General features: G+C 75.8%; 10 protein-coding genes. All 10 read left to right on the forward strand.

Annotated features, from left to right (window positions below; all coding sequences use genetic code 11):
• Nucleotides 1-70: 70 nt before the first annotated feature.
• Nucleotides 71-1243 carry a hypothetical protein gene (locus WME83_RS10475; RefSeq protein WP_437319134.1) on the forward strand — a complete coding sequence of 391 codons (1173 nt, stop codon included), beginning with the start codon at nt 71-73 and terminating at the stop codon, nt 1241-1243.
• Nucleotides 1240-4818: a hypothetical protein gene (locus WME83_RS10480; RefSeq protein ID WP_437319135.1), complete on the forward strand. Its 3579-nt coding sequence runs from the start codon at nt 1240-1242 to the stop codon at nt 4816-4818. The genes WME83_RS10475 and WME83_RS10480 overlap by 4 nt, the downstream gene beginning before the upstream one ends.
• Before the next feature lie 169 nt (nt 4819-4987).
• Nucleotides 4988-5806, forward strand: a complete 819-nt coding sequence (pssA, locus tag WME83_RS10485; protein ID WP_437319136.1) for a CDP-diacylglycerol--serine O-phosphatidyltransferase — start codon at nt 4988-4990, stop codon at nt 5804-5806.
• Nucleotides 5807-5890: 84 nt separating this feature from the next.
• Nucleotides 5891-6292, forward strand: coding sequence for a hypothetical protein (locus tag WME83_RS10490; RefSeq protein ID WP_020734041.1), 402 nt, complete (start codon nt 5891-5893; stop codon nt 6290-6292).
• 235 nt (nt 6293-6527) lie between these two features.
• Complete coding sequence (gene ccsA, locus WME83_RS10495) at nt 6528-7439, forward strand: cytochrome c biogenesis protein CcsA (RefSeq protein ID WP_437319137.1); 912 nt, start codon at nt 6528-6530, stop codon at nt 7437-7439.
• Between the two features lie 5 nt (nt 7440-7444).
• Nucleotides 7445-9034: a glutamyl-tRNA reductase gene (hemA, locus tag WME83_RS10500; protein ID WP_437319138.1), complete on the forward strand. Its 1590-nt coding sequence runs from the start codon at nt 7445-7447 to the stop codon at nt 9032-9034.
• A gap of 5 nt (nt 9035-9039) precedes the next feature.
• Nucleotides 9040-9936 carry a hydroxymethylbilane synthase gene (hemC, locus tag WME83_RS10505; protein ID WP_437319139.1) on the forward strand — a complete coding sequence of 299 codons (897 nt, stop codon included), beginning with the start codon at nt 9040-9042 and terminating at the stop codon, nt 9934-9936.
• Between the two features lie 92 nt (nt 9937-10028).
• Complete coding sequence (locus WME83_RS10510) at nt 10029-11156, forward strand: hypothetical protein (protein ID WP_437319140.1); 1128 nt, start codon at nt 10029-10031, stop codon at nt 11154-11156.
• A gap of 139 nt (nt 11157-11295) precedes the next feature.
• Complete coding sequence (locus WME83_RS10515; protein ID WP_437319141.1) at nt 11296-12939, forward strand: 1,4-alpha-glucan branching protein domain-containing protein; 1644 nt, start codon at nt 11296-11298, stop codon at nt 12937-12939.
• 706 nt (nt 12940-13645) lie between these two features.
• On the forward strand, nt 13646-14737 hold the full coding sequence (locus WME83_RS10520) for an efflux RND transporter periplasmic adaptor subunit (protein ID WP_437319142.1): 1092 nt from the start codon (nt 13646-13648) through the stop codon (nt 14735-14737).
• The last annotated feature ends 30 nt before the right edge of the window (nt 14738-14767 follow it).

The raw sequence follows: 14767 nt of genomic DNA on the forward strand, positions 1-14767 counted from the left end.
AAAGTGTACCGCATCCGGCCGCGGGCCTCCCCGCGACGGCTCTCCGCTTTCGTACTACAGTCGCGCCGCCATGAACCGACGGCCGCCCGCCCTGCTCGCCTGTCTGCTCCTCGCCGCCTGCGCCTCCCCGGAACCCCGGCCGAAGGAGCCCCTCGGCCAGATCCCCGAGGCCACGACCACGGCGAAGCCCGAGTGGCTCCCCTTCCGCATCCGCGCCGGCAAGAGCGTCGCCGCCGATCCGCGCGAGAAGCACCTCGCCGACCTCCGGCAGCTCACCTTCGGCGGCGAGAACGCCGAGGCCTACTGGTCGCCCGACGGCAGGAAGCTCATCTTCCAGTCGACCCGCGACGGCGGCGCGTGCGACCAGCAGTACGTGATCGACCTGGAGGGCGGCGAGGTCCGCCGGGTCTCGAACGGCCAGGGCAAGACGACCTGCGGCTACTTCCTCTTCCCCGCGCCGCCGGCCCCGGCGCAGCCGCGCGTCCTCTTCGCCTCCACCCACGCCGCCGGCGAGGCGTGCCCGCCGAAGCCGGATCACTCGCAGGGCTACGTGTGGCCGCTCGACGAGTTCGACATCTACACCGCGAACGCCGACGGCTCGGATCTCCGCCCCCTCATCCAGGGGAAAGGCTACGACGCCGAGGCCACCGTCGCGTTCGACGGCTCGCGCCTCGTGTTCACGAGCACGCGCGACGGGGACATCGAGCTCTACACCGCGAAGCTCGACGGCTCCGACGTCCGGCGCATCACGAGCACGCCCGGCTACGACGGCGGCGCCTTCTTCTCGCCCGACTCGACCAAGCTCGTCTGGCGCGCGAGCCGCCCGACCGGCGCGGCGCTCGACGACTACCGCGCGCTGCTCGCCAAGGGGCTCGTCCGCCCGAGCGCCCTCGAGATCTTCGTCGCGGGCGCCGACGGGCAGAACCCGCGCGCGGTGACGAGGAACGGCCGCGCCAACTTCGCGCCCTACTTCCTGCCGGACTCGCGGCGGCTCGTCTTCGCCTCGGATTTCAGCACCCCGCAGGGGGCCCGCGGCATGCCGAACTTCGACCTCTACCTCGTCGACGCGGAGGGGCCCCCGGGGCCCGACGGCGTGCCGCCCGTCGAGCGCGTCACGTTCTACGAGGGCTTCGACAGCTTCCCGATGTTCTCGCCGACCGGCGAGCACGTCGTGTTCGCCTCGAACCGGTACGGCGCGAAGCCCGGCGAGACCAACCTGTTCGTGGCCCGCTGGGTCGAATGACCGCGCCGCCGCCGCGGCGCCGCGCGCCGCTCGCCCTGGCGTCGGCGTGCGCGCTCGCAGGCTGCTCCAGCGCCCCGGCGCAGCCGTCGCGCCCCGCCGCGGCCGTGCTCCCGCCGGCCGACATCGCGGGCGCCGCCTACGCGTCGCCCGCGCGCTGGAGCTACCACCCGGCGCCGCCCGAGGCCGCGGTCGCGTGGGCGCCGTCCACCGGCGGCGGCTGCGTCGTCGTGGCCCAGGGCGGCCAGCGCTGGACGGTGACGCCCGAGCCCCGGGCGGCCGCGGCAGCCGCGGCGGCGCGACCGGACGCCGCCGCGCCGCCGGGCGCCGCCGCGCAGCCCGTCCGGTGCGCGGGGCAGGGCAGGGCGAGCGCCGCGCCCGCGCCCGAGGAGCTCACCGCCATCGTGCGGCGCTCGCCGACCTCCTGGATGTTCGTCGGCGCGAGCGGGGCGATCTACGAGGCCTCCTCGCCGCTCGGCCCGTTCACGCGGACGCTGTCGCCGCCGGAGCCGCTCGTGCAGCTCGCGGGCGCCAGCGGCTCGCTGCTCGGGGTGACGCGGGCCGGCGGCGTGCTCCGCTGGCGCGAGGAGCTCGGGTGGAAGCCGGCCCTGCTCGACGGCGCCGCGGCGCAGGCCGGGTCCCCGACGCGCGCCTTCGGCGTCGCCATGGCCGAGGGCGGCCGCGCGCTCGCGCTCGCGCTGCCCGAGGCGTTGTTCGCCAGCGAGGACGGCGGCGCCACCTGGGCGCGCGCGCCGCTCCCGGCCATGGGCCTCTCGCGGGTCGGCGCCCTCGGCGGCGAGCTCCTCGCCGAGGGCCTCCTCGCGTCGGCGACCTGGGATCCGCGGCGCGCGCCCGCGTTCTCGCGCGGCGCGGCGACGCTCCCGCGCGCCGACGTCGAGCTCGCCATCGCGGCCCCGCGCGCGCCGTCCGCCGCCGCGGTGTGGCTCGGGCGGGCGGCGATCGCCGGCGATCGCTACGTCGAGGCGGTGCGCCCGGACGACGCCGGCGCGCCGTGGCGCCTCGCGAGCGGCCCCATCGACGGGCCGCTCAAGGAAGCGCCCCTTCCGGGCACGGGCGAGTGCGGGAGCATCAAGCTCGGCGCGAACGGCCGGCGGGTGGTCGCGGTGTGCGCCGAGCCGGACGGCGACCGCATCGTGGCGCGGGTGCTCCGCAGCGAGGACGGCGGCGGCGCGTGGTCGCCGGCGGCCACGCTGGAGACGGCGGACATCGACCAGGTCGGCGTCGCGGTGGCGCCCGAGGGCGCGGCGCTCGTCACCGGCGTCTGCAGGCCGAGCGACGGCGCCGACGGCTGCAAGCCGACCGCGCCGCTGCTCCTCACCCGCGACGGCGCCCGCGACGCGCGCGACGCCGTGACCCTCGCGGCGGCCCCCACGCTCAGCGCCCCCGCCGCGCTGCCCGCGTTCTCGGCGGACGGGCGCTCCGCCTACTTCCTCGGCTACCGCGGCAAGGACGAGCGCCTCGCGCTGTTCGTCTCGCACGACGGCGGCGAGACCTTCGCGCCGCGGTCGCTCGACGCGACCGCCGGGGCGCCGCCGGCGCCGCTGGGGGACGGCGTCGAGGACGAGGACGAGGACGCCGAGGGCGGCCCGGGCGAGGGCGCGTCGCCCGAGGGGCTCGAGATCGTCGAGGAGAGCGCGCTCCGCCCCGCGGACGACGGCGCCGTGGGCCTGCTGCTCTCGGATCGCGGCGCGCTCACGTACCTCACGGCGGACGAGGACGGCCGGGTGCTCACGGCGGCGGTCGCGCCGGCGGAGAGCGCGGCGCTCGCCGGCTTCGGGCGGCGCGTGGTCGCGCTGTCGACGCGGGCGTCGCGCGGGCGCGCGCGTGCCGACGGCGGCGGCGAGGACGTCGCGGCGCTCTGGGAGTCGCTCGACGGCGGCGTGACCTGGGCGGAGCTCCCGGAGATGCCGGCCCTCTCGCGCGAGCTCGCGCAGGCGCCGGTCGCCGTCGCCTGCGGCGCGAGCGGCTGCCTCTTCGGCGACGCCGCGACCCGCGTCGGCTGGGGCGGCCAGGCCGAGGGCGCGCCGCCGCGCGCGCCGGAGCCTCCGCCGCGCGCCCAGCCCGCCGTGCGCACGCCCATCGTCTGCGAGACGCTGCCGTCCTCGAAGTGGACGCGCATCGACAACGTCGACTCGAGCGGCCTCGGCCTGCCCGACGCCGACGAGCTCCTGCGCGGCCGGTCGGTCTGGTCGTTGCTCACGCGCGCTCCGAGCGGCGCCATCGACGTCGTCTCCGCGACGCTCCCCGAGTCCGGCGCCGGCGAGGCGCGCGTCGTCACGCGCTCGCTCTTGCCCGCGGCGCCGGCGGGGCTCGGGGGAGCGCGGGTGGCGACCAACCTCACCGCGCAGATGGAGGGCTACGCCGCGGCGCGCGTGCGGATCCCCGGCGGCGCGGCGAAGCCGGGCGCGCCGATGCGCAACGTCGAGGTCGCGTGGGAGAACTGGCTGGACGGCACCTCGGGCCGCGGCGTCATCCCCGACGCCGGCCCGTTCGAGCTCGGCGACGTGAAACCCGCGCCGGACGCCGCGCGAGCGACGCCTCCGGGCGCGCGCCCTCCGCCCGGCCAGCGCCGCGCGCCCGCGCCGCCCCCCGAGGATTTCTACGACCCCGCGCTCCTGTCGGTCTCGCTGCGCGGCATCTTCCTCCGCCCGCACTCCGGCAGCGCGCACTCGGCGCTCACGTTCTTCTACGAGCCGCCCGGCAAGCTCCAGCGCTTCGAGTTCCCGTCCTGGCCCGCGTCGGGCCTCCACGGCAGCCTCGACGTGCGGACCGACGCCGTCCTCGCGGACGGCCAGCCCGTCGGCGTGGGGATGGTCCGGCAGGCGTCGAACGGCCCGGTGACCGCGATGCTGCTCGCGCACCGCCCGGCCCCGGCGCCCTCCGCCGGCGCGCCCGCCCCGCCCGGCCCGGGCGCCGCGTGGTCGATCGAGGCCGTGACCGTCGCGCCCCCCGCGGGCCGCGATCGGCTCGTGCACACCGACTGGACCTACGCGGGCACGTCGATCGGCGTGACGACCCTGGTCGCCGATCCAGGGCATGCGAGCGCCTGGGCCCTCTTCCAACCGTTTCGCAAGGACGGAACGCTCGGCCCTGCGCGGCCGCTGCCGACGCCGTTCGATCTCGGCGACGCGCCGCGCCCGTGCTCTGCCGCCGATCGCGCCGCGACCGCGCGCCATGAAGCGCCGCTCTTCCTGGGCAGCGAGGCCCTGTTCCCTGGCGCGCGCCACCCCGTCGTCGTCACCGACGCCGCTGGCCCGTCGGGCGCGCCCGAGGTGATGGTGCTCCTGACCGCCTCCACGGTGCTCCACGGCACGCCGTCCGCGCCGTGCGTCGCCGGCTGGGACGCCCGCGCGATCGGGCGGGCTCCTCTCTCCGCGATCCTCCCCGGCGATCTCGCGCAGTCGTGGCTGTTCCGGGCGGCGGCGGGCTCGTCGGGCGCGGCCGGCGCGGCCATCGAGCTCCGCCGGATGGCCTGCCGCTTCGAGCCGGGGGCGAAGGTCCCGGAGGCGGTATGGAGCGAGCCGGCGCTCGACGGCTCGCCGCGCTCCGAGCGCTGAGCGACGGCCGAAAGCCGAGAAAAAGAACGGCTGAAACGCAGCAGAGGGTGCGATGAAACGCTCCTGGATCCCGGCTCGCGGTAACCTTCTAGCGGATCGCGTCTGCGCTTCGGCGCTTGCGTTCGTGGTCTGTGGGGCGATAGCCTGGCCTGCCTGAAAGGGAGGCGGCATGATCCGGAAGCGACGGCGGTTGGAGCTCAGGAAGACGCTGTTCCTGCTTCCGAACCTCATCACCCTCTCATCGATATTCTGCGGCTTCGACTCGATCCGGCGCTCGGCGACCGCGCAGTCGGAGGATGATTTCTACCGCGCCGCGCTGCTCATCGTCTTCGCGATGTTCTTCGACACGCTCGACGGGCGCGTCGCGCGGATGACGAAGACCCAGAGCGCCTTCGGCCTGCAGATCGACTCGCTGGCCGATATCGTCTCGTTCGGCGTGGCGCCGTCGATGCTCGTGTACCAGTGGACGCTGCACCGCTTCGATCTCGCGGGGCTGCTCGTGTCGTTCATCTTCACGGCGTGCGGCGCGATCCGGCTGGCGCGCTTCAACGTCCTCTCCATGGGCGAGACGGGCAAGCCCACGAAGCCGTCGAAGTACATCGTCGGCCTGCCGATCCCGGGCGCCGCGGGGATCCTGGTCTCGATCGTGGTGGCGAACCACGCGGCCGCCGGCGACATCGGCGGCGAGCGCTACGCGCCGGCGATCCTCGTGACCACGACGATCCTGTCGCTGCTGATGGTCTCGACGATCCGGTTCCGCTCCTTCAAGGATCTCCGGCTCAACGTCCGCACGGTGCTCTTCGTCGCGTTCGCCGTCGGCTCGAGCGCGGTGATCTCGACGCAGCTGCAGCCTGCGTTCGTGCTCGTGTGGCTGCTCGGCTTCTACGTGCTGCTCGGGATCTTCGAGTCGCTCTGGCACCTGCCGGCGCGCCTCCGCGGCCTGTCGCGGGACTCGGCGCCTCCGCCCCGGGTGCCCCCTCCGGCCTGACGCGGGGCCCGGCCGCTGGCCGACCCCTGGCCGCCGGCATCGCGGCCCAACCGCTCGGGCCGGTTTTTGAGTAGACTGCCCGCGATGAAGAACCGCGTGTTCTTTCCGCAGGCCGCGCTCGACGACTGGATCGCGAGCGACCGCGTCGATCTGAACAACGACGAGCTTCTGATCAAGACCGAGGGCCGCCGCTACAAGATCATCGAGGCGATCCGCGTGCTCCGCGAGGTGACGGGCGCGGCGGACGTCCACGAGGTCCTCGGCCGGGTCAAGACGCGCGCGTTCCTGCGAGAGCTCGGGGCGGAGATCCTCGAGGGGTCGATGATCATCGGCGACAACGCCTACGACGTGATCCCGGGGTTCATCGGCGCGCCGGTGGGCACGTTCGCCGAGCACCGCAAGGCCGCGCCCGCGTCGACCGCCACGAACAGCAGCCTGACCAGCGACGAGGAGCTCCTCGCCGCGTTCCTGACGAGCAAGATGTAGCGCCGCCGCACCGCGGCGCGGCGGTCCCCGGCCGGGCGCGACGGCGCCCCGTCGGGCGCGACGGCGCCGCAGCCGCCGGCGCCCCGGCGGACGCGGCGGCGCCCGGGCGCAGCGGGCATCCCCGGGCTCCCCCTCGAACCGGATCCTCGCGCTGTCGGGCCGGCTCCGACGAGGGTACGCCCCCGCCTTCGAGCGCGGCGGGCCATCCCCGGTAAGGCAGGCTATAACGGGGGCCATGCCCGAGGTCATCTCCGGGATCAGCTTCGCGCTCGCGCTCCTGTTCTACGGCGCCGCCAGCGCGCTCTTCTTCCTCGACGTCGCCCGCAGCCGCGCGCGGCTCCCCTCCACGGGGGAGCTCCCGGGCCTCCTCGGCGGCGGGGCGCACGCCCACGACCCCGCCGCGCGGCCGAGCGCCACCGCCGCCGCGTCCGCGTCTCGGCACGCGCCCCTGCTGCTCGGCCTGGGCGCCCTCGGGCACGCGACCTACGTCACGCTCGCCAGCTTCGTCGCGCGCGTCTGCCCGGTCCACTCGGTCCACTTCATGCTCTCGGTCGCGTCCCTCCTCGCGATCGCCGTGTACCTCGTCGCCCGCCGTCGCTTCCGCATCGACGCGCTCGGGCTCCTCATCGGGCCGCTCGGGCTCGCCTTCCTGCTCGGCACCTTCTTCCTCGGCAAGCCGCACCCCGAGCCGAAGCTCAGCCCGCTGTTCATCGCGGCCCACGTCATGGCGAACCTGCTCGGGATCGCCCTCTTCCTCCTCGCCGGCGCCGCCGCCGCGCTCTACCTCGTCCAGGAGAAGCGCCTCAAGCGGAAGCGGCACGTCGAGCGCATGGGCAGCCTCCCGCCGCTCGACACCCTCGATCGCGCCGTCCACCGGTTCCTGATCGCCGGCTTCCCCTTGCTGACGCTCGGCATCGTCACGGGGACGTACTGGGCGCACCGGCTCGAGATGGGCAACACCGAGGAGGTGATGCGCGCCATCTTCGGCTACGCCACCTGGCTCCTCATCGCGCTCGTGCTGCTCCTGCGCGCCGCCGCCGGCTGGCGCGGCCGCCGCGCGGCGTACGGCACCATCGCGGGGCTCGCCTGCGCCGCGGCGGTGCTCGTGATCTACCTCATCCGCCCCGCCGCGGGGCTCGGAGGCTAGCGCCCGTGATCTTCGTCGGGCTCTCCCACAAGACCGCGCCCATCGAGGTGCGCGAGCGGCTCGCGATCGGCCGCGATCGGCTCCCCGAGGTGCTCGGCCGCCTCACCGCGCACCCCGCCATCGGGGAGGCGCTCGTGCTCTCCACGTGCAACCGCGTCGAGGTCTACGCCTCGCCGCGGCAGCAGGCGCCCGGGCTGTCCCGCCCCGGCGGCGCCGCGCCGCCGTCCGACGAGGAGCTCGCGGCCGACAACGAGGCGCTGCGCGCCGCCGTCGGGGTCCTCGTCGGCCTCGGCGGCGACGGCGTCCGCGGCCACCTCGCCGGCCGCGTCGGCGGCGATGCCGTCCTCCACCTCTTCCGCGTCGCCGCGTCGCTCGACTCGATGGTCGTCGGCGAGCCGCAGATCCTCGGGCAGATGAAGGAGGCCATCGAGATCGCCCGCGGGGCGAAGACCCTCGGCGCGCGGCTCGGCCGCGCGGCCCACCGCGCGATCAAGGTCGGCAAGCGCGTGCGCACCGAGACGGCGATCGGCGCGGGCCAGGTCTCGGTCTCCAGCGTCGCCATCGATCTCGCCCGCCAGATCTTCGCGGATCTCGCCGGCCACACGGCGCTGCTCATCGGCGCCGGCGAGATGGCCGAGGCCGCCTCGAAGCTCCTCGTCCGCGCCGGCGCCCGCCTCGTCGTGGTCAACCGGAGCCTGGATCGCGCGGCCGCGCTCGCGCGCGAGGTCGGCGGCGAGCCCCGCCCCTGGGCCGAGCTCGAGCGCGCCGTCATCGACGCCGACATCGTGATCTCGTCGACCTCGAGCCCGAGCTACGTGGTCACGCTCGACCTCGTCCGCCGGGCCCGCAAGGCCAGGAAGGGCCGGAGCCTGTTCCTCATCGACATCGCGGTCCCGCGCGACATCGACCCCGCCGTCAACAAGCTCGACAGCGTCTACCTCTACGACGTCGACGATCTCTCGCAGATCGTGGCGCAGTCGGTCGAGGGGCGCGCCGCCGAGGCGGCGCGGGCCGAGGCGATCGTCGCGGACGAGGCGCACGCCTTCGAGACGTGGACGCTCGAGCGCGCCCTCACGCCCACGATCGTGGGGCTCAGGGCCCGCACGCGCTCCATCCTCGCGGCCGAGGTCGAGCGCAGCCTCGCCGGCAAGCTCCGGCACCTCGGCCCGGCCGAGCGCCAGGCGCTCGCGCTGATGGTCGACGCCGCCACCAACAAGCTGCTCCACGTGCCCACCACCCGCCTCCGCGCCATGGCCACGGATCCCCGCGTCGCCGAGCACGTCGACTCGCTCCGCGAGCTCTTCGACATCGACGGCGCGCCGGAGGGCGGCGCCGCCGCCGTGCTCGCCGAGGGGGAGCTGCGCGGCGCCGCGGAGGGCCCTCCCACGCCGCGGTCCGCCCGCGGGGCAGCGCCGCCGCCCTCCGGCGCGCGCGGCGCCTCGCTGCGGCAGGCCGACCCGCGCCCTCAGGTCGCGGACGACGACGGCCGCTACGCCCGGCAGCCCAGCGCGCGCCCCCAGCCCGCCGAGGCCGGCGTCCTGGCCGTCGCGAATCCGGCCGCGGCCGTGCGCGCAGCTGGGTTAAAGGGAGCGTGACCCCCATGGAGCTCACCCTCGCCACGCGCCGCTCGGCGCTCGCCCTCGCCCAGTCCCGCGCCTTCGCCCGTTCCCTCGAGGCGGCGGTGCCCGATCTCTCCCTCCGCGAGCTCGAGGTGGTGACCTCGGGCGACAAGACGCAGGATCGCTCGCTCCAGGACATCGGCGGCAAGGGGCTGTTCATCAAGGAGCTCGAGGAGGCGCTGCTCGACCGGCGCGCCGATTTCGCGGTCCACTCGATCAAGGACGTCCCCGCCGAGATCGCCCCGGCGCTGTGCCTCGCCTGCATCCCCGCGCGGGAGGATCCTCGCGACGTGATCGTCACCCGGAGCGGCGCCCCGCTCGCGGAGCTGCCGGCGGGCGCCCGGGTCGGCACCTCGAGCCTCCGCCGGGCGGTCGCGCTGCGCGAGGCGCGCCCGGATCTCGCGATCGAGCCGGTCCGCGGCAACGTCGACACGCGCCTCCGCAAGGTGTTCGACGGGTCGTTCGACGCGGTGGTGCTGGCGCTCGCCGGCCTGAAGCGGCTCGGCCTCGCCGATCGCGCCACCGAGGTCCTGTCGCCCGAGGTGTCGTTGCCGGCGATCGGCCAGGGGGCGCTCGGCATCGAGTGCCGCGCCGAGGACGCCGGCGTGCGCGGCGTCCTCTCGGCGCTCGCGGACCGCGAGACCACCGTCTGCGTCACGGCGGAGCGGGCCGTGATGGCGGCCGTGGAAGGCAGCTGCCGGACGCCGGTGGCCGCCTACGCGGTGCGGGACGGCGGCGCGCTCTGGCTGCGGGCGCTCCTCGCCGAGCCCGACGGCTCCCGGTTGCGGAGGGCCGAGCGGCGCGTCGCGTGGCCCGGCGACGAGCGCGAGGCCGCGCGCCTGGGGGAGGACCTCGGGAGGGAGCTCAAGAACGGCTGAGGCGGACGAACCGACGCCGAAGCTCCAATTCCCGGGCGATTTCAATCGGGAATTGCTGTGACGGGGCGTCGGCGAATCGATAGCTTGAACGAATGAAGTTCAAGGACGGCAAAGCCAAAGCCAAGTCGAGCACGGGGCCGGACGCGCAGAAAAAGGCGCAGCGCAAAGGCGCGTCGGAGGCGTCACGGGGAGGGGAAATCGCCCGTGTCGAGCGGATGCTGCGGCTCCGGCGTCCCCTGACCGACGTGCAGCGCGCCGCGTTCCGGAGCCGGTTCTCGGACGCGCAGTGCGACGAGCTCGGCGGCCGCGCGAAGAGCGGACCGGTGCTCCGCGAAGCGCTCGACTGGGCCGCGCGGATCCAGAAGACGCTCGAGGGCCCCCACGAGGGGCTGCGGTACTCCGGAGAGCGGTTCACCTGGCTGCTCGAGTGCCTCCTCGCGCTCGCGAAGGAGCGCGCGCTGTACAAGAGCGCGCAGGGCTCTCCCGACGGCGCGCGCTGCCTCGGAGAGCGGGCGCGGGCGGCGTCGCTGGAGCTCCGCGACGACCTCCTCGGCCTGCTCGCCGAGCTGGCCGGCGGGGTGGAGGCCGAGGTCGATGCGCTCGCGAAGGCGCAGGGGACGGCCGCCGACGATCGCGAGCTCGCCGCGTCGCTGCGCGCGCTGGCGGGGCTCGCGGAGGACTGGCTGCGCCGAGGGGGCGACGTGGAGCGCGCGCTCGTCGCGTCGGCGGGCCTCACCCAGGCCCACGCGCAGGCCGCCTGGCGGTCCGCCGACGAGCTCGAGCGCGCCGCCGCGGACGTCGCCCGGGCCGCGGGCGAGGGCGGCGAGGGCGCCGCGGTCGCGAGCGGCGGCGCCGCGCCGGGCGAGGGCGGGGAGGGGGGCGGGGGCGAGCGCGACGCGACGGCGCTGGCGCGCGCCGAGGGGCGCCTCCTGCGGGAGATGGCGGTCGCGATGCGCAGCTTCTCGGAGGCGCGCCGCAAGAACCGCGCGATCCGCAAGCTCGTCCCCGGACCTGCGACGCGCGGCGTGCTCAAGCCCCGCAAGGCGCGGGCGCCTGCGCCGGAAGAACCGACCTCCGAGCCGGGGGCGCAGCCGTCCGAGCCGGGGGCGCAGCCGTCCGAGCCGGAGGCGCAGCCGTCCGAGCCGGAGGGGACGTCGCTGGCCCAGCCTGCGCCGGATCACGACGCCGCGCACCACGCCTCGATGAACGGCCAAGCCTGACCGCCGGCGCGCCCGGGCGAGCCGCCGGCCCGCTGTGCTCCGCCCGGCGCTTCCCGCGCGGCGCTCCGCCCCGCGCTTCCCGCGCCGGCGCGCCCGTGCGAGATCGCGCCTGCCGGCGATCTCCCGCCGGCCAGCGCTCATGCCGGGCTACGTCGCCCTCGTCCTCCACGCCCACCTGCCGTACGTGCGCCACCCCGAGCACGCGCGCTCGCTGGAGGAGCGCTGGCTCTTCGAGGCGCTCTGGGAATGCTACCTCCCGTTGCTCGGGGTCCTCGATCGCCTCGCCGCCGATCGCGTCGTCGCCCCGCTGACCCTCTCCGTCTCGCCGCCGCTCCTCGCGATGCTGCGCGACGAGCTGCTCCTCCGCCGGTTCGAGGATCACCTCCGCCGGCACGCCGCGCTCGCCGCCCGGGTCGAGGCCCGCTTCGCCGGCAGCGGCTTCGCGGCGGCCGCCGCGTTCTACCGCGCGCGGCTCGCCGGCGCGGCGAGCGCCTGGGCGGCGCTGGGCGGCGACGTCCCCGGCGCCCTCCTGCGCCACGCCGCGGCGGGCCGCGTCGAGCTCCTCACCACCGCCGCGACGCACGCGTACCTGCCCGGCCTGCTCCCCACGCCGGCGTCGATCCGGGCGCAGATCCGGCTCGGCCGCCGCGCCTTCGCGGCCCTCGCGGGCGCGCCCGAGCCGCGCGGCTTCTGGCTGCCCGAGTGCGCTTACGCGCCCGGCATCGACGCCGATCTCGCGGCGGCCGGCGTCCGCTTCACGGTGCTCGACGCCCACGCCCTCGCGCTCGCCGCGCCGGCGCCGTCCGCCGGCGCGTCCGTCCCCGTGCGCTCGCCGGCCGGCGTCGCGTGCTTCGCGCGCGATCGCGACAGCGCGCGCGAAGTCTGGTCGCGCGACGCCGGCTACCCGGGCCACCCGGTCTACCGCGAGTTCTACCGCGACGTCGGGCTCGACCTGCCCGAGCGCGAGCTCGACGGGGAGATCGGCCCCGGCGGCGCCCGGCTCATGACCGGCCTCAAGCTCCACCGCGTGACCGGTCCCGGCCCCGACAAGGCGCCCTACGACCCGGCCCGCGCGTCCGCGCAGGCGCGCGCCCACGCCGCGGCGTTCGTGGCCCGCCGCGAGGCCGCGCTCGCGTCGATCCGCGGCGCGCCGTTGGCCGGCGCGCCGTTGGCCGGCGCGCCGGGCCGCGGCGCGTCGGCCCCGCCCATCCTCGTGGCCCCGTACGACGCCGAGCTCTTCGGCCACTTCTGGCTCGAAGAGCCCGAGTTCCTCGAGCACGCCCTGCGCGGCCTCGCCGCCTCGGATCGCGCCGTCCCCATCGCGCTCGGCGCGTACCTCGAGCGCCACCCGCCGGCGGAGGTCGTCGCGCCCGCTGCCTCCACGTGGGGCGAAGGCGGCTACGGCGCGTACTGGACGGGCCCGAGCGCGGCGCGCCTGTGGCGGCACGCCCATCACGCCGAGCGCGCGGTGCTGGGGGCGCTCTCGCGTCGCCGTGGCGCGGGCGGCCTGCCCGGCCGCGCGCTCGACCAGGCGATCCGCGAGCTCCTCCTCCTCCAGTCGAGCGACTGGGCGTTCATGATGTCCGCCGGCGACATGGTCCCTTACGCGGAGGCGCGCACGCGCGCCCACGCGGCCCGCGCTCGCCGCCTCGCGGGCCTCGCCCAGGAGCCCTCGGCCGCTCCCGCCGACGTCGCCTGGCTCGACGCGCTCTGTGCGCTCGACCCGTTCCTCGCCGAGCTCTCGGGCCCTGCGCTCCAGGACGCCTTCGACCCGTGGCGATGAGAGGCGTCTCCATGGCGCTGCCCCGTCCCCGGACATCTCCGGAGATCGGGAGCTGAACCGCTTTCAACCTCGCGAAGGCACACACACGGGAATGCGCCTTTGCTGAAATATTCTATAGAGGAATTCGCCGCGACCGCTGGCGGCCTGCTCCGAAGCGCAGCACCTTTGCGCCGCGGATGCCACGGAGGCCGCGGCCGCGGCGCGCGACGTTGGAGGAGGGCGCATTCGCGCGGCGGCTCACCGCTCCGGCGCCGCCTTTCCGGAGGATGACCGGCGATTCACCGCTCCGTTTCATTGTCGATCGCCGGCCGGCGCAACCCCGAGCGCGGCGCGCAGCACGTTTTTCTCGGCATGGCGGCATAAAGTGCGAGAGGGACGGAGACATCGCCGGATCACCCCCTTGATGACCGGCCGGTCAGGACCCTACTGTGGTGCCCGCCAGCTTTGCTCCTGGACCGCACCGGCAGGCGCTGGCAAAGAACCGGGCGGACTCCCCATGACACATCCTCCTTGCGGACCCGAGCGCCGTATCGCTCGACGGGTTTTCGGCGCTCGTAGCGCCGCCTCGAACCACTCCCGCGCCGCCGTCGTCGCGGCGCTCCTCGCCGCGCTCGCGGCGACCACGCTGACCGCCTGCAAGCGCCCGGAAGCGGAGGCGAAGCCCGCGCCCGCGCGCGACACCGCCGCGCCTCGCGAGAAGCCCGCCGTGCGCTTCGGGAAGGTGACCGCGCGCCCGCTCCCGCAGACGCTCGACATCAGCGGCACGCTCGTCGCCGACGAGACGAGCGAGGTGGCGACGCAGGTCGCCGGCTCGGTCGTGAGCGTCGAGGTCGACGTGGGCTCCCGGGTCAAGAAGGGCGACGCGCTCGTCGTGCTCGACGCGCGCAACCTGGCGCTCCAGTCGCAGGCGGCCTCCGCCGCCGTGGCGCAGGCCCGGGCCAAGCTCGCGCTGCAGCAGGGCGCGTCGCCGAAGGACATCGATCCCGACCAGGTGCCGGAGGTCCGGGCCGCGAAGCAGAGCATGGAGCTCGCGAAGGCCGAGGCCGACCGCGTGAAGCAGCTCTTCGACCAGGGCGCCGTCGCCCAGTCGACCTGGGACGCGGCGCGCACGCAGGCGCAGAACGCGACCGCGCAGTACGAGGCCGCGGTCAACGGCATCCGCGCGACCGTCGCCGCGCTCTCGTCGGCGCAGGCGCAGGCGGGGCTCGCCTCGAAGTCGGTGGCCGACACGACGGTGCGGGCGCCGTTCGACGGCGCCGTCGCCGAGAAGCGGATCAGCGTCGGCGAGTTCGCGAGCCCGGGCCGCGTGGTGGCGGTCGTGGTCCGCGACAACCCGCTGCGGCTCCGCATCGACGTGCCCGAGGCGGACATCGCGAGCATCGAGGTCGGCAAGCCGGTCCGCATCTCGGTCGCCGCCTTCCCCGATCGCACGTTCCCGGGCGTCGTGAAGCGCATCGGCGCGAGCCTCAAGGCCTCCTCGCGCACGCTGCCCGTCGAGGCCGAGTTCGACAACAGCGAGGGGAAGCTCCGGCCCGGCCTCTTCGCGCAGGGTCAGCTGGCGCTGACCGGCGAGTCAAAAACGGCGCTCCTCGTGCCCGAGGCGGCGGTCGGCACCTCCGGGACGAGCGCGCGCGTGTTCGTGAGGTCCGGCGATCGCGTGACGGAGCGGCTGGTCAAGACCGGCCGCAAGGTCGACGGACTCGTCGAGGTGATCGGCCCGGTCGCCGATGGGGAAGAGGTCGCGATCGACAAGGTGAGCGAGCTGGCGGACGGCATCGAGATCGCGGCGGCGCAGTGAGCCGAGCGCGCTGCGCGTCTCATTACTGAA

Origin of the sequence: Sorangium sp. So ce385 (assembly GCF_051474135.1) — a bacterium.
Lineage (GTDB): Bacteria > Myxococcota_A > Polyangia > Polyangiales > Polyangiaceae > Sorangium > Sorangium cellulosum_D.

Bases quoted from the DNA above. Each gene is read 5' to 3' on its own strand.
- WME83_RS10515 (WP_437319141.1), top strand. From the start codon at position 11,296: ATGCCGGGCTACGTCGCCCTCGTCCTCCACGCCCACCTGCCGTACGTG.
- WME83_RS10480 (WP_437319135.1), top strand. From the start codon at position 1,240: ATGACCGCGCCGCCGCCGCGGCGCCGCGCGCCGCTCGCCCTGGCGTCG.
- WME83_RS10490 (WP_020734041.1), top strand. From the start codon at position 5,891: ATGAAGAACCGCGTGTTCTTTCCGCAGGCCGCGCTCGACGACTGGATC.
- pssA (WP_437319136.1), top strand. From the start codon at position 4,988: ATGATCCGGAAGCGACGGCGGTTGGAGCTCAGGAAGACGCTGTTCCTG.
- hemC (WP_437319139.1), top strand. From the start codon at position 9,040: ATGGAGCTCACCCTCGCCACGCGCCGCTCGGCGCTCGCCCTCGCCCAG.
- WME83_RS10510 (WP_437319140.1), top strand. From the start codon at position 10,029: ATGAAGTTCAAGGACGGCAAAGCCAAAGCCAAGTCGAGCACGGGGCCG.
- WME83_RS10475 (WP_437319134.1), top strand. From the start codon at position 71: ATGAACCGACGGCCGCCCGCCCTGCTCGCCTGTCTGCTCCTCGCCGCC.
- ccsA (WP_437319137.1), top strand. From the start codon at position 6,528: ATGCCCGAGGTCATCTCCGGGATCAGCTTCGCGCTCGCGCTCCTGTTC.